At 72.3% G+C, this 21,663-nt stretch carries 17 protein-coding genes; 15 read left to right on the top strand and 2 right to left on the bottom strand.

Annotated elements, in window-relative coordinates; genetic code table 11:
- Positions 1-9: 9 nt before the first annotated feature.
- The 6 genes from ACYVGD_RS06775 to ACYVGD_RS06750 are packed head-to-tail and all read left to right on the top strand — an operon-like array spanning position 10 to position 7,478.
- A complete protein-coding gene (locus tag ACYVGD_RS06775; protein ID WP_460742306.1) occupies positions 10-822 on the top strand; it encodes an oxamate carbamoyltransferase subunit AllH family protein in 813 nt (270 codons plus the stop codon).
- The gene (locus ACYVGD_RS06770) at positions 822-2,330 is read left to right on the top strand and encodes an FdrA family protein (RefSeq protein ID WP_460742304.1); all 1,509 of its coding nucleotides are present in this window, start codon (positions 822-824) and stop codon (positions 2,328-2,330) included. The genes ACYVGD_RS06775 and ACYVGD_RS06770 overlap by 1 nt, the downstream gene beginning before the upstream one ends.
- Positions 2,330-3,745, top strand: a complete 1,416-nt coding sequence (locus ACYVGD_RS06765; protein ID WP_460742302.1) for a YlbE family protein — start codon at positions 2,330-2,332, stop codon at positions 3,743-3,745. Before ACYVGD_RS06770 ends, ACYVGD_RS06765 begins: the two co-directional genes overlap by 1 nt.
- 26 nt (positions 3,746-3,771) lie before the next feature.
- Positions 3,772-5,262, top strand: a complete 1,491-nt coding sequence (locus ACYVGD_RS06760) for an NTP transferase domain-containing protein (RefSeq protein WP_460742300.1) — start codon at positions 3,772-3,774, stop codon at positions 5,260-5,262.
- Position 5,263: 1 nt separating this feature from the next.
- Positions 5,264-6,367 carry a vWA domain-containing protein gene (locus ACYVGD_RS06755; protein ID WP_460742298.1) on the top strand — a complete coding sequence of 368 codons (1,104 nt, stop codon included), beginning with the start codon at positions 5,264-5,266 and terminating at the stop codon, positions 6,365-6,367.
- Positions 6,360-7,478: an XdhC family protein gene (locus ACYVGD_RS06750; protein WP_460742296.1), complete on the top strand. Its 1,119-nt coding sequence runs from the start codon at positions 6,360-6,362 to the stop codon at positions 7,476-7,478. The genes ACYVGD_RS06755 and ACYVGD_RS06750 overlap by 8 nt, the downstream gene beginning before the upstream one ends.
- A gap of 25 nt (positions 7,479-7,503) precedes the next feature.
- Here ACYVGD_RS06750 and ACYVGD_RS06745 read toward each other — a convergent pair whose 3' ends face one another.
- On the bottom strand, positions 7,504-8,088 hold the full coding sequence (locus ACYVGD_RS06745; protein ID WP_460742294.1) for a winged helix-turn-helix domain-containing protein: 585 nt from the start codon (positions 8,086-8,088) through the stop codon (positions 7,504-7,506).
- An 81-nt stretch (positions 8,089-8,169) separates the two neighbouring features.
- Here ACYVGD_RS06745 and ACYVGD_RS06740 point away from each other — a divergent pair, with 81 nt between their 5' ends.
- On the top strand, positions 8,170-9,543 hold the full coding sequence (locus ACYVGD_RS06740; protein ID WP_460742292.1) for an SLC13 family permease: 1,374 nt from the start codon (positions 8,170-8,172) through the stop codon (positions 9,541-9,543).
- A 17-nt stretch (positions 9,544-9,560) separates the two neighbouring features.
- Positions 9,561-12,374, top strand: coding sequence for an arabinosyltransferase domain-containing protein (locus tag ACYVGD_RS06735; protein WP_460742290.1), 2,814 nt, complete (start codon positions 9,561-9,563; stop codon positions 12,372-12,374).
- 147 nt (positions 12,375-12,521) lie between these two features.
- On the opposite strand, the gene glgX is transcribed toward ACYVGD_RS06735, so the two are convergent.
- On the bottom strand, positions 12,522-14,780 hold the full coding sequence (gene glgX, locus ACYVGD_RS06730; RefSeq protein WP_460742288.1) for a glycogen debranching protein GlgX: 2,259 nt from the start codon (positions 14,778-14,780) through the stop codon (positions 12,522-12,524).
- 135 nt (positions 14,781-14,915) lie between these two features.
- On the opposite strand from glgX, the gene ACYVGD_RS06725 reads away from it, so the two are divergent.
- The 7 genes from ACYVGD_RS06725 (at position 14,916) to ACYVGD_RS06695 (ending at position 21,633) form a co-directional block, all read left to right on the top strand.
- Entirely contained in the window at positions 14,916-15,713 is a 798-nt protein-coding gene (locus ACYVGD_RS06725) for an enoyl-CoA hydratase/isomerase family protein (protein WP_460742286.1), read from the top strand.
- Positions 15,714-15,819: 106 nt separating this feature from the next.
- Positions 15,820-16,602 carry an electron transfer flavoprotein subunit beta/FixA family protein gene (locus ACYVGD_RS06720; protein WP_460742284.1) on the top strand — a complete coding sequence of 261 codons (783 nt, stop codon included), beginning with the start codon at positions 15,820-15,822 and terminating at the stop codon, positions 16,600-16,602.
- Positions 16,603-16,628: 26 nt separating this feature from the next.
- Positions 16,629-17,561 carry an electron transfer flavoprotein subunit alpha/FixB family protein gene (locus ACYVGD_RS06715; protein WP_460742282.1) on the top strand — a complete coding sequence of 311 codons (933 nt, stop codon included), beginning with the start codon at positions 16,629-16,631 and terminating at the stop codon, positions 17,559-17,561.
- Positions 17,562-17,745: 184 nt separating this feature from the next.
- A complete protein-coding gene (locus tag ACYVGD_RS06710; RefSeq protein WP_460742281.1) occupies positions 17,746-18,369 on the top strand; it encodes a pyridoxamine 5'-phosphate oxidase family protein in 624 nt (207 codons plus the stop codon).
- On the top strand, positions 18,369-19,517 hold the full coding sequence (locus tag ACYVGD_RS06705) for a cysteine desulfurase family protein (protein WP_460742279.1): 1,149 nt from the start codon (positions 18,369-18,371) through the stop codon (positions 19,515-19,517). Before ACYVGD_RS06710 ends, ACYVGD_RS06705 begins: the two co-directional genes overlap by 1 nt.
- 38 nt (positions 19,518-19,555) lie before the next feature.
- Complete coding sequence (gene mnmA / locus ACYVGD_RS06700; protein ID WP_460742277.1) at positions 19,556-20,647, top strand: tRNA 2-thiouridine(34) synthase MnmA; 1,092 nt, start codon at positions 19,556-19,558, stop codon at positions 20,645-20,647.
- A complete protein-coding gene (locus ACYVGD_RS06695) occupies positions 20,644-21,633 on the top strand; it encodes a uroporphyrinogen decarboxylase/cobalamine-independent methonine synthase family protein (RefSeq protein WP_460742275.1) in 990 nt (329 codons plus the stop codon). The genes mnmA and ACYVGD_RS06695 overlap by 4 nt, the downstream gene beginning before the upstream one ends.
- Positions 21,634-21,663 lie beyond the last annotated feature (30 nt).

Below are 21,663 nucleotides of genomic sequence, written 5' to 3'. Positions count from 1 at the left end.
GTCGCTGCCATGGTCTCAGTACGCAATCGTGCAGGGCGCCGTGTGGCCGGCCGCCCCGCCTCGGCGTGCGCCCGTGAGCTCGACGGGACCGTACGCCCCGCCCGCGTGCTGGCGGCGTTCCCGATGGCGGCGTACGTCGCGGTCGGCGACCGCCACGACGGCGTGGTCGCCCTGGTGCGCCCCGACGCACTGCGCCTGCCCAACGCCGTACGCCTGCCCGCGACGCTGCCCGACCTGCGCTCGCTCGTGCAGCCCGGTGACGTGGGGGAGACCGGACCGGGGTCGCTGCGCGTGGGCGACCTGGACGTCATCCTCGGCGATGCGTGGCAGCCCCTCAGCGTACGTCGGTGCCCCGACCCGGCGCCGACCCCCGGAGAGCTGTCGCTCCTGCGGGCCGAGCCGGCGCTGCGTACGCGTGCCCGCGACCTCGCCGCGGCCCTGGTGGCCGGCGACCGAGGGCCACTGCGCGACATCGTCGGCTCGGGCCCGGGCCTGACGCCCACCGGTGACGACGTGGTCTGCGGCGTCGCACTCGTGCTCCGCGCGGTCGGGGCCGTCGACCCCGACGACCTGACCGAGGCGCTGGTCGAGGCGGGGACCCGCACCACGAGCCTCTCGGCGAGCCTCCTGCGCTGCGCCGCGCAGGGGCTGGGCGTACCCCAGATCGTGTCGCTCGTCGACGAGCTGCTCGACCCCACCCGGGGGCTGGCGCCCGACACCGTCTCCGGTGTCCATGCGATCGGCCACAGCTCGGGACGTGACCACTGCGCCGGCATCGCCGGGGCGGCCGACCTGATATCTCCAACCGGAAGGGAACGATGATGACCGACCACGTCGAGGTGCGCCGCGGGGCGTACTACGACTCGGTGAGCCTCATGCAGGTCTCGCGCGAGGTGAAGGCCGCACCGGGCCTCACCGACGCCCAGATCGGCATGGCGACCGAGCTCAACGTCGCGCTGCTGAGGCAGTACGGGTTCGAGGTGCCCGCCGACGCCACGCCGAACGACGTCGTCGTGGCGCTGCGTGGCGACTCGGACGAGGCGATCGCCGCCGGGCTCGCCGAGCTCGACCGCTCGCTCGCCGCGCTGAAGGCCGCTTCGCGCAACGCCGGGACGGCCGCCGACCAGGTCGAACCGCGCACCACCGCGTCGGCCGCGGAGAACGCGCCGGACGCCCGCATGGTCGTCATCTCCGTGCCGGGCGACCGGGCCTTTGTCGAGGCGATGGACGCCATCGATCAGGGGCTGTCGGTCGTGCTGTTCTCCGACAACGTGCCGGTCGACCAGGAGATCGCCCTCAAGGACGCCGCCGCCCGCCGCGGTGTGCTCGTGATGGGGCCGGACTGCGGTACCGCGGTCGTCAACGGTGTCGCCCTCGGCTTCGCCAACCGCGTACGGCGCGGCCCCGTCGGCATGATCGCCGCCTCCGGCACCGGCGCGCAGCAGGTCATGTGCCTGCTGGACGCCGCCGGTGTCGGCATCTCCCACTGCTTGGGCCTGGGCGGCCGCGACCTCAGGGCGGAGGTCGGCGGGCGTTCGGCCAGCCAGGCGCTCGCCGCGCTCGCCGGTGACGAGGAGACCCAGCAGATCGTCCTCGTCTCGAAGCCCGCCGCGCCCGAGGTCGTCGAGCGGCTCGAGGACGAGGCGGCCGGCCTCGGCAAGACCGTGACGTGGGCGACCCTCGGCCAGGGCCTGCCTGACCTGACCGCCTCGGTGGAGGACGCGCTGCGCGCCGGCGGCCACGACGTGCCGCAGTGGCCGCACTGGCCGGGTGAGGACCCGGAGCAGCCCGTCGACGGCAGCCTGCGCGGCCTGTTCTGCGGTGGCACCCTGGCCGACGAAGCCATGTTCGTGGCCGGGGAGGCGCTGGGTGACATCCGCTCCAACATCCCGCTGCGCGACGACCTCGGTATCGACGCCCACGGCGCCTGGGAGGGCCACGTCGTCGTCGACTTCGGTGACGACGAGATGACCCAGGGCCGTCCCCACCCGATGATCGACCCCTCGCTGCGCCTCGAGCGCATCGTCGACCAGGGCTCCGACGCTGGCTGTGGCGTCCTGCTGCTCGATCTGGTGCTGGGCTACGCCGCCCATCCCGACCCGGCGGCCGAGCACGCCGAGGCCATCACGAAGGCTCGCGAGGCCGCCCGCGCGGCCGGACGCGAGCTGCCGGTCGTGGTCTCGCTCATCGGCACCGACGACGACCCGCAGGGCATGACCCGCACCGCCGAGGCACTCGCCGCGGCTGGCGCGTCGGTGTTCTGCTCCAACGCCCAGGCCACCCGCCACGCCATCGGCCTGCTGGCCGCCGCCGCAGAGAGGAAGAACTGATGACCGACACCACGCTGAACGGGTTGCTCGACGCGTCGCCCGCCGTGATCACCGCGGGCGTCGGGCTGTTCGCCGACGCGCTGCGCGAGCAGGACGTCACCGTCACCGAGGTCGACTGGCGGCCGCCGATGGACGGCGTCGACGCCGCCGCGCTGGCGGCCGTCATGGCCGACCCGCGCCGTGAGGCAGCCAACCGGCTGGCCGTGGAGCGCATCCAGGCCGCCGGTGCGGAGCTCGTCCGCATCCGCCCCGCCAGCGAGGTGCTCGGGCTCGAGAAGGGCCGGTTCCTCCATGCGGGTCCGCCGCTGGAGTGGGAGCGCGCCTCCGGCCCGATGAAGGGCGCGCTCATCGGCGCGATGATCTTCGAGGGCCTCGCGGAGACGCCGGAGGAGGCCGAGGAGTCGCTCGCCGCCGGACGGGCGACGTTCGAGCCGTGCCACCACCACGACGCGGTCGGTCCCATGGCCGGTGTCGTGTCGCCGTCGATGTGGATGTTCGAGCTCAAGGACCCCGTCCACGGCAACACGGCGTACTGCTCGCTGAACGAGGGCCTCGGCAAGGTGCTGCGCTACGGCGCGTACAACGACGAGGTGCAGAAGCGCCTGCGCTGGATGGCCGACGTGCTCGGCCCGGCGCTATCGAAGGCCGTCGACGCCCACGGGCCCATCGACACCAAGGCGTACGTGGCGCAGATGCTGCAGATGGGCGATGAGGGCCACAACCGCAACCGCTCGGGCACCCTGATGTTCCTGCGCGACATCATGCCCGAGCTGGTGACCGCCGACATCCCGCCTGCCGATCTCGCTGAGGTCATCCGCTTCGTGGGCGCCAACGACCACTTCGCGCTGAACCTCGTCATGCCGACGTGCAAGCTCGCCATGGCGGCCGCGAAGGACATCCCGGGCTCGACGGCCGTGGTCACGATGGCCCGCAACGGCACCGACTTCGGCATCCAGGTCTCGGGCACCGGCGATCAGTGGTTCACCGGGCCGGCCAACAAGCCGGAGGGCCTGTTCCTCGGCTCGTACGGTCCCGAGGACGCCAACCCCGACATCGGCGACTCGGCCATCACCGAGACCGCCGGTATCGGCGGCCTGGCCATGGCGACCGCCCCGGCGATCGTGAAGCTCGTCGGCGGCGACGTGCCGTTCGCACTGACGGCCAGCCGCACCATGTACGAGATCGCGCTCGACGAACACCCGATGTGGCAGATCCCGATTCTGGAGTTCCGCGGCGTGCCGAACCCGATCGACGTGACCAGAGTGGCCCGCACCGGCATCTTGCCGCAGATCAACACCGGTATGGCCGGCGCGGTCGCCGGCACCGGACAGGTCGGCGCCGGCCTGGTCAACCCGCCGGAGCGGTGCTTCACCGAGGCGCTGAAGGCGCTCGCGGAGCGGGCGGAGAAGCCCTGAGCGCGGCTGCGCAGCACAATGGAGCGATGAGGACGCACGGGATCCTGCTCGCCGCCGGGGCCGGCCGTCGCCTGGGTTCGCCCAAGGCCCTGGTGGCCGCCCCCGACGGCACCCCCTGGGTGGTCATCGGCGTCAGAAGGCTCCTTGCCGCCGGCTGTGCGCGGGTCACGGTCGTCGTCGGCGCCGAGGCCGAGCAGGTACGCCGCGTCCTCGCCGAAGGCATCGGCGACGACAGCCGGGTGTGGGTGCGCGTCGCCACCGACTGGGCCGAGGGGATGGGGCGGTCCCTCGGGTGGGGGCTGACCGCCATCGATCCGGCCGCAGATGCCGTCCTCATCACTCTCGTGGACCTGCCCGACGTCCCACATCTCGTCCACGAGCGGGTGCTCGATCGCGTCCGGTCCAGCAGCGCGCCGCGGCGCGCGATCGTGCGGGCGACCTACGAGGGAAGGCAGGGGCATCCGGTGGTCATCGGGGCCGACCACATCGGGCCGCTCCTGCAGCACCTCGCAACCCAGACCGACGCCGATCGCGGTGCGCGCGATTGGCTGGCGACCCAGGTCGTGGACCTCGTCGAGTGCGGGATGTGGGCGGACGGGGACGACATCGACGACGAGCGTGAGCTGCGCGCCCGCGGAGGCAGGAGGATGACAGTGCGTACCCCCGACGAGCTCAAGGGCGCCCTCGGTGATCACGGTTATCTCGCTGACACCCCGCTGGCGACCACCGCATGGCTGGCGCTCGCGATGGACAGACCGCTGTTCTGCGAGGGCGTACCCGGGGTCGGCAAGACCGCCCTGGCGTCGGCGATGGCCCAGGTGCTGGGTGGGCCGCTTGTCCGGCTGCAGTGCTATGAGGGCATCGAGGCCCATCAGGCGCTGTACGACTGGGACTTCCCCCGCCAGCTGCTCCACGTGCGCGCCCGCGAGGGCGATGCGGCGGCCGAGCGTGACCTGTGGGGCGAGGACTACCTGGTGGAGCGCCCCGTCCTGAAGGCGCTGAGGGCGTCGCGGCCCGGCGCGCGCGCCGTGCTGCTGATCGACGAGATCGACCGCGCCGACGACGAGTTCGAGGCGTTGCTGCTGGAGGTGCTGGCCGACTGGGCCATCACGATCCCCGAGTTCGGCCGCGTCGTCGCCGAGACCCCGCCGCTGGTCGTCATCACGTCCAACCGCACGCGCGACGTCCACGACGCGCTGAAGCGGCGTTGTCTCTATCACTTCGTCGACCTGCCCGACCGCGAGCGCGAGCGCGCCATCGTGCGCACCCACGTTCCCGAGGCCTCCGACGGGCTGACCGCACAGGTGCTCGACGCCGTCGCCCGCCTGCGGGAGATGACGCTGCTGAAGCCCCCGGGTGTCGCAGAGTCGATCGACTGGGTGCGGGCGCTCGCGCTGCTGGGCGTCGACGGGCTCGACGGCCACGTCGCTGTTGCGACGCTCGGCGCTGCCGTCAAGCACGCCGACGACCTCGCTGCTGCGCGTGAGCTGATCGTGGGCCCCGGCGGGGTGCTGTGACGTGACGACCTGGCGCGACGTGCTGGTGGGCTTCGCGGCCGAGCTCCGCGACGCCGGGCTCGCGCTTCCCCCCGACCGCGTCGTCACGATGGTGTCCGCCGCGGCGGCGGTCGACCTGCTCGACCGCGACCAGGTGTGCGCCGCGACCCGGGCCACCACCTGTGCGAGCCCGGAGGACGTGGCCGTCCACGACGCGGTGTTCGCCCGCTACTTCGGCCGGCGGGCGACGCCCTCGCACCTGCCGATGCAGGTCGAGGCCGAGACCCCGCGGGACGGCGACGGCGGCGGGGGAGCAGAGCCCGGTACGCCGCTGGAGGTCGCGCACGACGACGAGGCCCTGCGTACGCGACCGCTCGTCTCGCTGGCTCCTGACGAGCGTGCCGAGGCCCGGCGCCTGGTCGCCGCGCTGCGCCTCGACCCGCCCCGCCGGCGTACGCGCCGCCGCGAGATCGGTGGGCGCCGGCTCGACGCGCGCGCCACCAGCCGCGCCGCCCTCCGGCACGGGGGAGAGCCCACCCGGTTGGTACGCCGCGACCCCGCCGTCCGCCCGCGCCGCGTCGTCGCCGTCGTCGACGTGTCGGGCTCGATGCGGCCGTGGGCCGACGACTACCTGCGCTTCGCGTACGCCCTGCGGCACGCGCAGGACGCCGAGGTGTTCACCGTGGCGACCAGGCTGACGCGCGTGACCGCCGAGCTGGCGCTCCCCGACGTCGACCGGGCCGTCGCCGCCTGCTCGCGGACGATGCCCGACTGGACGAGCGGCACCCGGCTCGCCGACGGGATCGACGAGCTCGTGCTCGGCTGGGGACGCCGCGGACCGTTGCGCGGCTCGGTCGTCGTGCTCATGTCCGACGGGCTCGAACGCGGCGAGCCCGACGCGCTCGTCACGGCCGTCACCAGACTGTCGCGATTGGCCCGACGCGTGGTGTGGGTCCACCCGCGCGCCGGCGTTGACGGCTGGACCCCGGCCACCCGGTCGCTGGCGGCCTGCGTACCACTCGTCGACGAGCTCGTCCCCGGCGGGACCGTCGACGACCTAGCGGCGGTCGGCGCCGCCATCTCCCGCACCACACCACGCACAGGAAGGAGCCTGCAGCATGCGTGACATCGCCCATGAGGTGAGAGGGCTGCTCGACGGCGACCAGCCGTTCGCCCTCGCCGTCATCGCCCGCACGTGGCGCTCGTCGCCGCGTCCCATCGGCACCCACATGGCCGTGACCGCCGACGGGCGCGCCATCGGCTCCCTGTCGGGCGGCTGCATCGAGGGGGCGGTCTACGAGGCCGCGCTCGAGGTCATCGCCACCGGCCGACCGTCCTCGCACCACTACGGCGTGAGCGGCGAGGACGCGCTGCGCCTCGGCCTGACCTGCGGCGGTGAGATCGACGTGACCATCGGCCGCGTCGACCCGACCGACCCCCAGCAGGCCGAACCGCTGCGGCGTGCGCTCGCCGCGCTGGCCACCGACGAGCCGGTCGTGCTCGTCGAGGGCGTACGCGCGGATCCCGACCCGGACCCCGATCCCGCGGCACCGGTCGTGCCCGGGCTGGGGCGGCGGATGCTCGTGAGCGCGACCGAGGTCCTCGGGACGCTCGGTGACCCGGTGCGCGACGAGGAGGCCGTCGCCCGGGCGCGCGATGCCCTCGGCCTGGAGGCTGCCACGCTCACCCACGACGACCTGCAGTGCGCCTGGGCCCCGCCGTCACGCGTCGTCGTGTTCGGCGCGATCGACTTCGCCCGCGCGGTCGCCCGCCTGGCGAAGATGCTGGGCCACCGGGTGACCGTCTGCGACGCGCGGCCGGTGTTCGCCACGCCCGAGCGGTTCCCCGAGGCCGACGAGCTCGCCGTCGAGTGGCCGCACCGCTGGCTCGAACGTGAGACCGCCGCCGGGCGGATCACCCCGACCACGACGCTGCTGGTGCTCACCCACGACCCGAAGTTCGACGTGCCGCTGCTGGAGGTCGCCCTGCGCGGACCGGCCGGCTACATCGGCGCGATGGGCTCGCGGAAGACGACCCGCGACCGGGAGGCGGAGCTCCGGGCGCGAGGACTGTCCGACTCCGAGCTGGGCCGCCTGTGCGCGCCGATCGGGCTGGACCTGAACGCGCGTACGCCCGAGGAGACCGCCGTGTCGATCATGGCCGAGGTCATCGCCCTGCGCGAGGGCGGCACCGGCCGGAGGCTCAGTGCCATCGGGGACGCGATCCACCACGACTGAGCGAGCTGCGCGTCGAACCGCGGTGTCACGACCACAGCGTCCGCGCGGCCTCGGCCGCCTCCGCGGTGGCACCCCGGCGTACGGCGCCCAGCAGGTCCGCCAACCGTCCGGGCTCCGGCTCGGGCACTGGGCCCAGCGCGTCGAGCGTCGCGGTGAGCGCCGAGTCGCCCGCGAGGCGGCGTACGCGCGGCCACGCCCGTGCCCAGGTCTCGCGGATCCCGTCGGGGGCCAGCAGGGCGTCTCGCGTGGGTGCTGAGGAACGGCAGGCACGGTCGACGACCGCGGCGAGGATGGCCGCCGCGAGCTCGACCACCTCGGCGGCGGGGGAGCCGACCCACGGCAGGGGACCGACCGCTGCGGCTCCGGGATCGAGGACCACGGCACCGTTGCCGTGCTGGACATCGACGCGGCCGCGCACCTCCAAAGCGACCAGGGCGCGGCTCAGCGTGGTGCGGCTGACGCCGAGCTCGGCCGCGAGGGCACGCTCGGGCGGGAGCCGGTCTCCCGGACCGAGCCCCTGGGCCTCGATGAAGTCGGTGATGTGGTCGGCCAGCTGTTCGTAGAGCCGTGGGCGATGGAAGGCAGCAGGCGTCCCCTGGACGGACGACATGGGTCAAGCCTATTGACAGACGGGCAATTGGACTAGAGGCTGGGCCAATCCATCACCCGATCCCGAGGAGCATCGTCGCCCATGGGTCCCCAAGTCCTCTCCCTGCTCGTCCTCGTCGCGGTCTTCCTGATCGCGACCGTCCGGTCGGTCAACATGGGTGCCCTCGCGCTCGTGGCGGCCGCCCTCGTCGGCACGAACGTGTTCCACATGACGATCTCGAAGGTGCTCGGTCAGTTCCCGGCATCGCTGTTCGTCATCCTCGTCGGCGTGACCTACCTGTTCGCGCTGGCCAAGAACAACGGCACGGTCGACTGGATCGTCCACGCCGCGGTGCGGGCCGTACGCGGACGTGTCGTCCTCATCCCGTGGGCGATGTTCGTCGTGTGTGCGGTGATCACCGCGTTCGGCGCCGTCAGCCCCGCCGCCGTCGCCATCGTGGCGCCGATCGCGCTGGGCTTCGCGGTCCGCTATCAGATCCATCCCGTGCTCATGGGGATGATGGTCGTCCAGGGCGCCACCGCCGGCAGCTTCTCGCCGATGGGCATCTTCGGCTCCATCACCAACGGCGTCGTCGCGAAGTCGCACCTACCCGGCAACCCCACGATCCTGTTCGTCGTCACGTTCCTCGGCTCGCTGCTGTGCGCGTTCGTCGTGTTCCTCGCGTTCGGCGGTCTGCGCCTGGCCAAGGCCGGCCCCGCCAGCGAGGCCGACCTCGACGCGGGTGTCGAGCCCGCCGGGTCGTACACCCGGGCGGCGGTCAGCGGCACCGTCGAGTCGGTGGTGGAGGGCGTGGAGCGCACGCGGTCACCCGGGCACTGGACCGGCGGCTCCCACGCCGAGGCCGACGACACCCACCGCCTCAACCTCGAGCGGATCCTGACCCTCGTCGGACTCGTGGGGCTCGCCCTCGGCGCGCTGGTGCTCAAGCTCGACGTCGGGATCACAGCCCTGGCCATCGCGGTCGCGCTCACGCTCGTCTTCCCCGCGAGCGCGAAGGGTGCTGTCGACAAGATCGCGTGGGGGACCGTGCTGCTCATCGGCGGCATCGTCACCTATGTCGGAGTGCTCGAGACCAACGGCGTCGTGAAGTGGATGGGCGACGAGGTCGCCCACCTGTCCACGCCGCTCGTGGTGGCGCTGCTGATCTGCCTCATCGGTGCCGTCGTCTCGGCGTTCGCGTCGACCACCGGAATCCTCGGTGCACTCATCCCCCTCGCCGTGCCGTTCCTGTCCACGGGGCAGGTCGGAGCCGTCGGCCTGATCTGCGCGCTCGCGTTGTCTTCATCGGTGGTCGACTGCTCCCCGTTCTCGACAAACGGCGCGCTCGTCGTCGCCAACTCCGAGGCCAGCGAGCGTGACATCACCTTCAAGCGGCTCATGCAGTGGGGCATGGGCATCATGGTCGTCGCGCCCATCGTCTGCTGGGCCGCGCTCGTCCTTCCCGGCTGGCTCTGACCTCTAGGATCGGGGGCGTGCCGCGCCCCGTCCCCGATACGTCCCGTCGCGGGGTGTGGGGTGTGCGTGTCGCGGGGCTGCTGGCGCTGCTCGCGGGGCTGGTGATGCTGGCGTACCCGCTGCTGCCCGTGCGCGAGCACACCGCCACCTATCGCTGGGACTCCGCCGATCCCCACATGGCGCTGCCGCTGAACCCCTACCGGCCGGCGGCGATGCACGTCGAGCTCGACTGCCACCAGCGCGCAGCGACGATGCTGTGGACCGGGAACGGCCTGGACGAACAGCTGGCCTACCGCGAACTGAGGATCAACTTCTTCGGCTCAGACCTGCGGGTGGGGTCGAACCTGCACACCGTGCTGGTGCCGTTCCCCGCCGACTGCACCACCATCACCGTCGACCTCACCGGCGCGGGGATCCGCGCGGCCGCCGATGGGAGACCCCTCACGGAGCACGGAGGCGACTGGCGGCCCGTGGTGGACTCGTTGCACTCCGACACGGCCCACGGCGCGGTGCGCGTCACCGTGGTGCCGGACACGCAATGGGATTCCTCGCCGACGGGCCTGAAGACGGCTGCGGCGTGGGCGGCGGCCGTGCTCCTGATCGCGGCCTGGGTGCTGCTGTGGCGGGTGGATCGGCCGCGCAGTCCCGCCCGGCTCGGGTTCCGGGCCGTGACCGAGGACGCCGTCGTTCTGGCCGTCACCGCCTTCGGTGTGGTCGCGTCGGCGGGCACCGACGACGACGGGTTCATCGCCCAGATCGTGCGCGGGTCGTGGACCAACGGGTTCGTCGGCAACTATGTGCGCTGGAACAACGCACCCGAGGCGCCGTTCGGCTGGTTCTACGTCCTGTATGCCGCGTGGGCCCGGTTCTCCACCGAGCCGGTGTGGCTGCGACTCCTGCCGTGGGTGCTGTCGGTGAGCGCGTGGCTCGTGCTCCGGCACGCCCTGCTCCCGCGGCTGATGACCCGGCCGGGCGTCGGCGTACGGGTCGCCGTGACGGCCTGGTTCTTGGCGTTGTGGCAGGTGTACGCGAACTCCTTGCGCCCCGAGGTGTGGTTCGCGCTCGGCCTGGGCGTGGTGACCTGGCTCGTCGCCGACGCGCTCGAACGGCGGTCGGTGAGGCCGCTGCTGATCGCCGCCCTCGTGGCCGGCTGGACCGCCGGCACCGGGCCCACCGGCATCGTCGCCGTGGCACCGTTCATCGTGCGTGGGCCGTCGATCTGGCGGTTCCTGGGGGAGCGCGCGATCAGGCTGCCCGCAGGTGCCGCACTGCTTGCCACGTTCGGCTCGGTCGTGCTTGCGATGTTCAGTGACCAGACGCTGGCCTCGGTGATGGCCGCCAACGAGGCACGGAACGCCTACGGGCCCGTGTTCCCGTTCTGGTCGGACCCCCTGCGCTACGTGCGGCTTGTCGAATCGTTCCAGGACAAGCAGCTGGTCACCTATGTCGCCTTCGTCGCCGTCGTGTTCGCCGGAGCGGTGCTTGTACGTGGCACTCGGGGGCGGCTCAAGGGGCCAGCGCTGGTCGATCTCGTCGGTTCGGCGGCCGTCCTCGCCGTGGCCCTGATGCTCAGCCCCACGAAGCTCGCCCACCACTTCGGCGCCCTGCTGCTGCTCGGCCCGCTGGCTCTGGCCGTCGTGGTCGAGGGGGTACGCCGGTTTGCGGGGGCGGTTTCGTCGGCCGTGGTGGTGGGGACGATCGTCGCTGCGTACGGGCTGTCGCTGCGCGTGCCCGACAACTGGTGGGCGCTGGGGACCGTGGGCGTGTACTTCGATGGAACGCGCCTGAGTGTCGGTGGTGTTCCGGTCGCCTGGCTGGTGTGCGGGTTCGCGGTGGCCGTCGCCGTGGCTGTCGGGGTGGGCGTACGGACCGGACGGCGCCAGATGATCGCGACAGGGATGGCTGGGGTCCTCGCGATCGTCACCGCGGCCTCGTTCGCGGACTTCGCTGCTGCGCCGATGCGGCGTGCCCCCGGATACTCGCTGGCCGCGGCGAGCTGGGACGCAATTCAGGGCCGTGGTTGCTTCCTGGAAAGGACGCTCCTTGCCGAGGTCGACCCGTTGGCCGGGGCGCTCCGACCGGCCGCCGGTGACGAGGAGCAGTTCGGTCCCGGCGGTCCGTTCGGGCTGGGCATGTGGATCGCTCGTGAGCAGCGGTCGCTGATCACACCCTGGTATGACCTCCCCGAGCCTGCACGGGCCGGCGAGCTGCCGGTCGTGGTCGCCGTCCAGGGGATCGACGCGCGGCATCGCGTACGGGTCGAGTTCTCCGATGGCGGGAGCGTCGAGCCGCAGGCGACGGACAAGACCGTGGACGGGAGCGCGTTCGTCGACGTGCGGGCCTGGAACCTCCGTGGCGCCCAGCAGGTCCGCGTCGTCGCCGAAGGGGATGGTCGGGACGGCACCGACCTGTATGGCCGACCCGTCGAGTTCGCGGTCAGCCGGCCTCGGGTGCCGACGGGGACCGTCCCTGTGCAGGAGCTCGTCGGGTCGGGGCGCATGGCAGTCGCCTGGAACCTGGCGTACTTCTTCCCGTGCTGGGGGCAGCCCACGCTCGTCGACGGGCGCGCCCAGCCGGCGGACTGGGTGGTCTCCAACAGCGCCGACACGGGCAACGTCGGGTATCGGCCGCGGCACGGCGGTCCCTTCTCCGGCGTGCTCGACAACGCCGCGCGTCGCCGCGTACCGATCTATTCTCCGTACGGTGCCGGCGAGCTGGAGCTCGATCTGCTCGACCTCGTGCGGCTCGAGCACCACATGCCACAGCTTCCCGATCCCGAGCGCAGCGATCGCGTCCGCTGGGGCTGGGAAGCCACTCCTGCCGTTCCCTGATGGCTTGGCTCGTCGGGCGCGGGGTGTGCCGCGTGAAGGCGTACGCCACCGCATGCGCGCGAGGCTGCCCGCGGCCGTGGCGAGGAGCGTGCTGACCACGTCCACCACCCCGGGCAAGACTCCCCGCCGGGCGTCGCCCGTGGTCGATCAGCCCTCGAGCTGCTGGGTCTCCATTTCTGCGGCGACCTGGGCGTCGTGGTCCTCGTCGACGGGACGTACGCCACCTTGGGCGCGCGCCGCCTCGTCGAGGTCGAGCTCGGCGGTGGTCGCCAGGTTCGGGCTGCCGGCGGGAGGCTCCGTGACACCGGTCTCGACCTCGGCCTGCAGCAGGACGACGGTGCGGCCGGGGATGTGGAGCATCGAGCCGGCCTCGAGGACCTGGTCGGCCGGCGGGAACTCACCGTCGAAGCCGGAGTGGACGACGACGCGCCACGACTTCGCCCAGGGGGCGGACGGGAGCTCGGCCTCGATCGGGTAGTCGCCGGCGTGGAACCAGGCCAGGAAGGCGGTGGTCGCGTCGGAGGAATACATGCCGAGGGTGCGGCGGCCGCCGTCGTGCCAGTCGTCCTCGCCCATCTCGCCACCGGTGTGGTCGAACCAGGTGAGGTCGACACGGCCGAGGCCGTTGCCGGCGGCGTCAGTGACCTCCTGGTGGTAGCGGAACCTCTCCGAGCGCAGCACGGGGAACTCGCCACGCAGGCGGAGGATCTCTCTGGTCATGCCCATCAGGTCGCCCCAGGTCTCCTGCGTGTCCCAGTGGACCCAGGAGATCGGCGTGTCCTGACAGTAGGCGTTGTTGTTGCCGCCCTGCGTACGCCCCATCTCGTCACCCGCGGTGATCATGGGGACGCCGGTCGACAGCAGCAGCGTCGCCATCATGTTCTTGACCTGGCGGTGGCGCAGCGCGTTGATGCCGGGGTCGTCCGTCTCACCCTCGACGCCGCAGTTCCAGGAGCGGTTGTCGTCGGCGCCGTCGCGGTTGTCCTCGCCGTTGGCCTCGTTGTGCTTGCCGTTGTAGGTGACGAGGTCGCGCAGCGTGAAGCCGTCGTGGGCGGTGATGAAGTTGACCGAGCTCGTCAGCGGGCGGCCGTCGTGGTCGAAGATGTCGGGCGAGCCGGCGAGGCGGGCGGCGAGCTCCTGGACGCCGCTGACCTGGCCGCGCCAGAAGTCGCGCATGAAGTTGCGGAACCGGTCGTTCCACTCGCTCCAGCCGTGGCCCCAGTTGCCGACCTGGTAGCCATAGGGGCCCATGTCCCAGGGCTCGGCGATCATCTTGATGCCCTCGAAGGCGGGGTCGGCGGCGACGCGACGCTTGAACTCATGGTTCTGGTCGACGTGGTGGAGCTCGTCGCGGATGAGCTCGGAGGCGAGGTCGAAACGGAAGCCGTCGACGCCCATCTCGGTCACCCAGTAGCGCATCGAGTCGAGGATCATGTCGAGGACCCCGGCGCGGGAGGTGTCGACCGAGTTTCCACAGCCAGTGACGTCGTAGTCGTTGCGCAGGTCTTCGGTGAGGCGGTAGTAACCGCCGTGGTCGATGCCGCGGAACGACAGCGTCGGGCCTTCGTGGCCGCCCTCGCCGGTGTGGTTGTAGACGACGTCGAGGATGACCTCGATGCCGGCCTCGTGCAGCGCGGAGACCATCTCCTTCCACTCGGCGACCTGCTGGCCAAGCGTGCCGACCGAGCAGTACGCCGCGTGCGGCGCGAAGAAGCCGAGCGAGTTGTAGCCCCAGTAGTTCGACAGGCCGCGGCCCACGATGAACGGCTCGGAGACGAAGTGATGGCAGGGGAGCAGCTCGACGGCGGTCACGCCGATCGACTTCAGGTGTTCGATCACGGCGGGGTACGCCATGCCCGCGTACGTGCCGCGCAGGTGCTCGGGGACCGACGGGTGGAGCTGCGTGTAGCCCTTGAGGTGGGTCTCGTAGATGACCGATTGGGCCATCGGGGTGCGGTGGGCGATCGGCGTCGGCGGGGGAGTGTCGGCGACGACGACCGACAGCGGCACAGCCTCGAACGAGTCGGTCGGGTCGAGCTCGTAGTAGTCGTCGGCGGGGTGGTCGAGGATCGGGCCGTTGTAGTCGACCCCGGCGGTGATGGCTCGGGCGTAGGGGTCGAGGAGGAGGCGGGCCGGGTTGAAGCGGGCACCGTTGGTGGGGTCCCACTCGCCGTGGACGCGGAAGCCGTAGCGCTGCTCGGCCTCGACGCCCTCCACGAAGACGGTCCACACGCCGTCGGCGTCGGAGCGGACCATGTCCACGTTGTGCTGGGAGCGGTCCTCGGCGACGAGCGCGAGCTCGACGCGGTTCGCGCGGGGTGCCCACAGGGCGAAGCGGCATCCGCCTTCCTCGAGACGTGCCCCCAGTACGGTCGAATCGATCGGTGCGGGCAGGGCCTGCGTCATGTGTCTCCTCCAGTGTGGGGTCCTTGTTGCCGGACGTACCCATCGGCGTCGTCGGGCAGCGCTCCATTGTGCCCCACGCCCGGACAATCCACGACTCGCCCGGCGCGTCGTGGCGTAGGCCGCTAGAGTCGGCTCATGGCTGAGAACACCATCGAGTCCGGGTCCGACCACGTCCTCGTGGAGGTGGCCGACGGCGTCGGCACCATCCGCATCGACAAGCCGAAGATGAACCCCCTGAACACCGAGATCCAGCTGGCCATCGGCCACGCGGCCCGGTGGCTCGCCCAGAACGACGAGGTGGCCGCCGTCGTCGTGACCGGTGGCGAGAAGGTCTTCGCCGCCGGCGCCGACATCAAGGAGATGATCGACTACAGCGGTGCCGACATGGCCCGGATCGGCCGAGAGATCCATGCGGCGTTCGAAGACCTCGCCCATCTGCCCAAGCCTGTCGTCGCCGCCATCAACGGGTACGCGCTGGGCGGCGGCTTCGAGCTCGCCATGTGCGCCGACTGGCGCATCTGTGCCGACGACGCGAAGGTCGGTCAGCCCGAGACGACGCTCGGGGTCGTGCCCGGCCTCGGTGGCTCGCAGCGCCTCCCGCGTCTGGTGGGCCCGTCCCGCGCCAAGGAGCTGCTGTTCACTGGCCGAATGGTCGGCGCCGAGGAGGCACTGCGCATCGGCATGGTCGACCAGGTCGTCCCCGCGGCCGAGGTCCAGGATGCGGCGAAGAACTGGGCTGCCCAGTTCGTCGGCGGGCCGGCGCGCGCGATCGCCGCGTGCAAGGAACTGGTCGACGCCGGTCTCGACGGCAGCCTCGAGTCGGGTCTCGCGCTCGAGCGCTCATACTTCGCCGGGCTGTTCGACTCCGAGGACAAGGACCGCGGCATGCGTGCCTTCGCCAACAAGGAGAAGCCGACTTTCACCGGTCGCTGAACAGCGCCCCGAACCACGCGCCCAGCGTCTAGGCTGGGCGGGTAGACACCCTGCTGTTACTCGTGGGTAATATTGGTTTCCCGCGCCCCCTTCAGAGTGGAGAGAGATGAAGATCGCAGCCCTGGTCAAGCACGTGCCCGATGCAACGGGCGACCGCGGATTCAGCGACGACGGCACCGTTGACCGCGACGCGGCCGACGGCATCCTGTCGGAACTGGACGAGTACGCCGTCGAGCAGGCCCTGCAGGTCGCCGAGGCGGGCTCGGACGTCGAGGTCGTCGCCGTGACGATGGGCCCCGACGACGCCGCCGGAGCGCTGAAGAAGGCGCTCCAGATGGGCGCCTCGTCGGCCATCCACATCAACGACGAGGCCATCGCCGGTTCCGACGCGCTGGCGTCCTCCAAGGTCCTCGCCGCCGCCATCGAGAAGATCGCGCCCGACCTCGTGCTCTGCGGCATGGCGTCGACCGACGGCGCCATGGGCGTCCTCCCGGCGATGCTTGCCGAGCGTCTCGGCTGGCCGGGCGTCACCTTCGGTGTCGACCTCAAGGTCACCGACGGCTCGGTCTCCATCCGCCGTGACGGGGACGTCGCGTCCCAGACGATCGAGGCCTCGCTGCCCGCCGTCGTCTCGGTGACCGACCAGTCCGGCGAGGCCCGCTACCCGACGATGAAGGGCATCGTCGCGGCCAAGAAGAAGCCGGTCGAGACCTGGTCGCTCGCCGACCTGGGCGTCGACGCCTCCGAGGTCGGCCTCGGTGCCGCGGCGACCAAGGTCGTCGACACGACGCCGCGTCCGCCCAAGGAGGCCGGCAAGGTCGTCACGGACGAGGACGGCTCGGGCGCCGACGCGCTGGTCGAGTTCCTCACCGCCGGCAAGTACATCTGATCGCGACGGACCCAGGAGGAACTGACATGTCGAACGTTGTTGTAGTCGCTGAGGTCGTCGACGGCGAGGTCACCAAGCCCACGCTGGAGGTCATGACCCTCGCCCGCCGTCTGGGTGACCCGATGGCCGTCGTCTTCGGCCCCGCCGCCGAGGTCGGCCCGGTGCTGGGTGAGTACGGCGCAGCCATGGTCATCGAGCTGCAGGACCCGGCCTTCGACGAATATCTCGTGGCGCCCAAGGCCGAGGCCGTCGCCCAGGTCGCCCAGGCCCTTGAGGCCACGGCCGTCCTGTTCGCCTCGAACATGGAGTCGAAGGAGGTCGCGGCCCGGGTCGCGGTCAAGCTCGACTCCGGCCTGATCACCGATGCCGTCGACGTCACCGCCGAGGGCACCGTCCAGTCGGTGTTCGCCGGCAACTGGACCGTCGGGGCCCAGGTCACCCGTGGCATCCCCGTCGTCACGGTGAAGCCGAACTCGTGCGCCCCCGAGGCAGCCCCCGCAGGCGGTGCCGTCCAGCCGGTCGAGATCGAGGTCTCGGACGCGGCCAAGAACGCGCGCGTCGCCGAGTCGAAGGAGAAGCAGGCCTCGGGTCGCCCCGAGCTCACCGAGGCGGCCATCGTCGTCTCCGGTGGCCGTGGCACCAACGGCGACTTCTCCGCCGTCGAGAACCTGGCCGATGCGCTCGGGGGTGCCGTGGGCGCCTCGCGCGCGGCGGTCGACTCGGGCTGGTACCCGCACGCCTACCAGGTGGGCCAGACCGGCAAGACCGTCTCGCCGCAGCTCTACATCGCCGCCGGCATCTCCGGTGCCATCCAGCACCGCGCCGGCATGCAGACCTCGAAGGCCATCGTCGCGGTCAACAAGGACGACGAGGCGCCGATCTTCGAGCTGGTTGACCTCGGCGTGGTGGGCGACCTCCACACCGTGCTCCCGGCCGTCACGGAGCAGGTCAAGAAATAACGCAGGACCGCGTACGCCGGCCCCGTCCCCGCCTCAGCGCGGAGGCGGGGCCGTCGTCGTCCCTTCGACGACGACGGTGGGCTGGACCCGGTCGGCGACCGGTGCGCCGCCGTGGGCTGCGGCCTTGTGGTCTTCGGTGGCCGGGAGTAGGTTGCGCAGCACATCCGTCGATCAGGAGAGCGCGATGACCGACCACCTCGTGACCACCCTCGATCAGCTCCTCGAGGCTTACCCGACGCGCCCGGCCGGTGCTTCGCTGGCCAAGGAGGCCGACCGCCTCACCCCCGCGTACGCGGAGCTGATCGGCGCCTCGCCCTTCTGTGTCGTGTCGACCACCCACGAGGGCTCCATCGACTGCTCCCCGCGCGGTGACGAGCCGGGCTTCGTGCGCGTACGCGACGAGCACACCCTCGAGATGGCTGACCGGCGCGGCAACAACCGCATCGACACACTGCGCAACCTGCTCGTCGACCCGCGCATCGGCCTGATCTTCCTCATCCCGGGCGTCGGCGAGTGCATCCGGGTGCGCGGCACCGCCGAGATCTCCGTCGATCCCGAGCTGCTCGCGGCCCACGCGGTCAAGGGCAAGCAGCCGGCGGCCGTGCTCGTCATCCACGTCGAGCGCGTGTTCTTCCAGTGCTCGCGGGCGATCCTGCGCTCCCACCTGTGGGACCCGGCCGCCCAGGTCGATCGTGCGTCCCTGCCGAAGCCCGGCCAGATCGTGGCCGAGCTCGACGGGTTCACCGCCGAGGAGGGCCGCGCCTATGACGAGGCCCTGCCGGGGCGGCTGGCCGCGTCGCTGTACTGATGCGCTGCTACCTCGACCACGCGGCATCCTCGCCGATGGTCCCCGAGGCCGTCGAGGCGATGGCGGCCGAACTGGGGCTGCCCGGCAACGCCTCGTCGCTGCACGCCTCCGGTCGCCGGGCCCGCGCCGTGGTCGAGGACGCGCGCGAGTCGCTGGCCGCCGACCTGGGCTGCGACCCGGTCGAGGTGGTGATGACCTCCGGCGGCACGGAGGCCGACAACCTCGCGCTGCAGGGCGCGTGGCTGGCCCGTCCCCGCGGCGTGATCGGACAGCGTGACCGCGTCGTCACGTCCGCGGTGGAACACCCGGCCGTCGCCGAGACCGTCGTTGCGCTCGGCCGTCGGGGGGCCGACGCGCACGTGGTCGGCGTCGATGCCGACGGCGTGCTCGACCTGGACGCGCTCGACGAGGCCCTGCGTACGCCGACCATGATCGTGTCGGTCATGGGGGTCAACAACGAGACGGGCACGGCCCAGGACATCGCCACGATCGTCGACCGGGCACGCGCGGCCGGCGCCTGGGCCCACTCCGACGCCGTGCAGGCTCTCGGCCACGTGCCGCTGTCGTTCCGCGACCTCGCCCTCGACCTGATGGGCGTGTCGGCCCACAAGGTCGGGGGACCGGTCGGCATCGGCGCGCTTGTCGTACGCCGGGGGCTGCCGCTGCGCGCGTTCGCGTACGGCGGGGGACAGGAGCGTGACCTCCGCTCGGGCACGGTCGCGCCCGCGCTGGCGGCCGGGTTCGCCGCCGCCGTACGCCGCGCCGTGCGCGACCGGGAGGCCGAGGCCGGCCGCCTGGGTGCCCTGCGTGCGCGCATCGTCGAGGCCGCCGGGCGGGTCGACGGGACGCGCGTGAACGGCGCGCCCGGGAGCCCTGGGATCGTGAACATCGGCATCGACCGCACCCGCGCCGACGACGTGCTCATGCTGCTCGACGCGGCGGGCATCGACTGCTCGACGGGCTCGGCCTGCACCGCGGGCGTCCACCAGCCCAGCGAGGTGCTGCTCGCGATGGGACGCACCGAGGCCGAGGCGTCGCAGGCGATCCGCCTGTCGCTCGGCTGGTCGACGACCGACGCCGACATCGACCGCCTCGTCGCGGCCCTGCCCGACGCCGTCGCGCGGGCGCGCACCGCCTACGGCGCCTAGACTGGGCCAGCGACCACCGACCGTCCTGAAGGAGCACCGTGCGCGTACTCGCAGCCATGTCCGGCGGCGTCGACTCCGCCGTCGCCGCGGCGCGGATGGTCGACGCCGGCCACGACGTCACCGGCGTCCACCTCGCGCTGTCGAAGAACCCGCAGTCGTTCCGTTCGGGTGCCCGCGGCTGCTGCTCCAAGGAGGACGCCCACGACGCGCGCCGCGCCGCCGACCGGCTGGGCATCCCGTTCTATGTCTGGGACCTGTCCGACCGCTTCGTCGAGGACGTCATCGACGACTTCGTCACCGAGTACGCGGCCGGCCGCACACCCAACCCCTGCCTGCGCTGCAACGAGAAGATCAAGTTCGCCGCCGTCCTCGAGCGCGGCATGGCGCTGGGCTTCGACCTCGTCGCCACGGGTCACTACGCGCAGCTGACGACCACCGCCGATGGCACGGTCGAGCTGCGCCGTGCGGTCGACCCGGCCAAGGATCAGTCCTACGTGCTGGGCGTGCTCGACCACGACCAGCTCCGCCACAGCGCTTTCCCGTTGGGCGACACGACCAAGCCCGACGTCCGCGTCGAGGCCAACCGCCGCGGTCTGGCGGTCGCCGCCAAGCCCGACTCCCACGACATCTGCTTCATCCCCGACGGCGACACCGCTGGGTTCCTCGATCGTCGGCTGGGCCGGCGTCCGGGCGCGATCGTCGACGAGTCCGGCGCCGAGGTCGGTGCCCACGAAGGCACCCACCACTTCACGGTCGGGCAGCGCCGCGGGCTGCGCCTGGGCACGCCCGCCGCGGACGGACGCCCCCGCTTCGTCCTCTCCGTCGAGCCCGTCACCAACCGCGTCACCGTCGGCCCCAAGGAGTCGCTGCGCGTCGCCACCCTCACCGCGATCCGGCCCACGTGGGCGGGTGTGCGCGTCGACGGCACGTGGGAGGCGTACGCCCAGGTCCGCGCCCACGGCGCCCCGATGCCCGCACGCGTCACCACGACCGACGAGGGGGTCGTCGTCGAGCTGGACGAGCCCGCGAGCGGCATCGCGCCCGGGCAGGCGGTCGTCCTGTACGACGGCGACCGCGTCGTCGGCTCGGCGACCATCTCCGTCACCACCCCCGCGAGGGCGACCGCGTGAGCGGCGTACGCGTCACCGGGCTGGGCTCCATGCCGGGCACCGAATTCGCCGCCACCCAGCGCATGGTGCTGGGGGAGGGGTTCGACCTGCCGTGGCTCGTCGAGCTGCCCGCCCGCGGCGTCGGCTCCCAGCTCGTTGGCCGCACCGGGGCGCTGCTCGAAGGCGTGTCCCTCGACCTGCAGCCCGCCGGCTGGCGGCTCACCGACGCCCCTGGCGCCGACGCCCGCCGCGCCCGCACCGACCTGCGCCGCGACCTCGACCTGCTCGAGGAGGAGGGCCACGCGTACGCCGGGCCTCTGAAGCTGCAGCTCGCCGGCCCCTGGACCCTGGCCGCGCTCGTCGAGAAGCCCAGGGGCGACAAGGTGGTCAGCGACCACGGCGCTCGCCGCGACCTCGCCGAGGCACTGGCCGCCGGAACTGCCGACCTCGTCGCCGAGGTGGGTCGTCGCCTGCCCACAGCCGAGGTCGTCGTGCAGGTCGACGAGCCGCTGCTTCCCGCGGTGCTCGACGGCCGGGTCCGCACCGCCAGCGGGTTCTCCCGGCACCGCCGCGTCGACGTGCCCGAGGCAAGCGAGACGCTGCGCCGTGTGGTCGAGGCCGCCGGCGTGCCCGTCGCCCTGCACTGCTGCGCCCCGGGGCTCGACCCGCGCCTCCCGGCCGGCGCGGGCTTTGGCGGCGTCGCCCTCGACGCACGCCACCTCGGGCGCCGCGAGCTCGACGCGCTTGGCCCGCTGGTCGAGGGCGGCCTCGACCTGTGGCTCGGCATCGCCCCCACCCACGTCCCCGACGTGGTGCCGCGCCCCGATCGCCTCGCCGATGCCGCACTGGCCCGCGTACGCCCCCTCGAGCTCGGCGCCGCGTTGACCGAACGGCTGTGGCTGACCCCGGCGTGCGGGCTCGTGGGCTGGTCGCCACGGTCAACCGTGGCGCTGCTGCGCACCCTGCGCGAGGCCGCGGGGCTCATGACGGAGTCCCTCACCGGGTGAGCGTTCGGGCGCTGTCGGAGACGCTCGCTA

The organism is Mariniluteicoccus endophyticus (genome assembly GCF_054780035.1).
The sequence above is the reverse complement of the archived record's forward strand: the minus strand, read 5'-3'. Positions and strand labels throughout refer to the sequence as shown.

Coding starts and splice junctions, on each gene's coding strand:
- ACYVGD_RS06775 (WP_460742306.1), top strand. CDS start 10: ATGGTCTCAGTACGCAATCGTGCAGGGCGCCGTGTGGCCGGCCGCCCC.
- ACYVGD_RS06770 (WP_460742304.1), top strand. CDS start 822: ATGACCGACCACGTCGAGGTGCGCCGCGGGGCGTACTACGACTCGGTG.
- ACYVGD_RS06765 (WP_460742302.1), top strand. CDS start 2,330: ATGACCGACACCACGCTGAACGGGTTGCTCGACGCGTCGCCCGCCGTG.
- ACYVGD_RS06760 (WP_460742300.1), top strand. CDS start 3,772: ATGAGGACGCACGGGATCCTGCTCGCCGCCGGGGCCGGCCGTCGCCTG.
- ACYVGD_RS06750 (WP_460742296.1), top strand. CDS start 6,360: ATGCGTGACATCGCCCATGAGGTGAGAGGGCTGCTCGACGGCGACCAG.
- ACYVGD_RS06745 (WP_460742294.1), bottom strand. CDS start 8,088: ATGTCGTCCGTCCAGGGGACGCCTGCTGCCTTCCATCGCCCACGGCTC.
- ACYVGD_RS06740 (WP_460742292.1), top strand. CDS start 8,170: ATGGGTCCCCAAGTCCTCTCCCTGCTCGTCCTCGTCGCGGTCTTCCTG.
- glgX (WP_460742288.1), bottom strand. CDS start 14,780: ATGACGCAGGCCCTGCCCGCACCGATCGATTCGACCGTACTGGGGGCA.
- ACYVGD_RS06725 (WP_460742286.1), top strand. CDS start 14,916: ATGGCTGAGAACACCATCGAGTCCGGGTCCGACCACGTCCTCGTGGAG.
- ACYVGD_RS06720 (WP_460742284.1), top strand. CDS start 15,820: ATGAAGATCGCAGCCCTGGTCAAGCACGTGCCCGATGCAACGGGCGAC.
- ACYVGD_RS06715 (WP_460742282.1), top strand. CDS start 16,629: ATGTCGAACGTTGTTGTAGTCGCTGAGGTCGTCGACGGCGAGGTCACC.
- ACYVGD_RS06710 (WP_460742281.1), top strand. CDS start 17,746: ATGACCGACCACCTCGTGACCACCCTCGATCAGCTCCTCGAGGCTTAC.
- ACYVGD_RS06705 (WP_460742279.1), top strand. CDS start 18,369: ATGCGCTGCTACCTCGACCACGCGGCATCCTCGCCGATGGTCCCCGAG.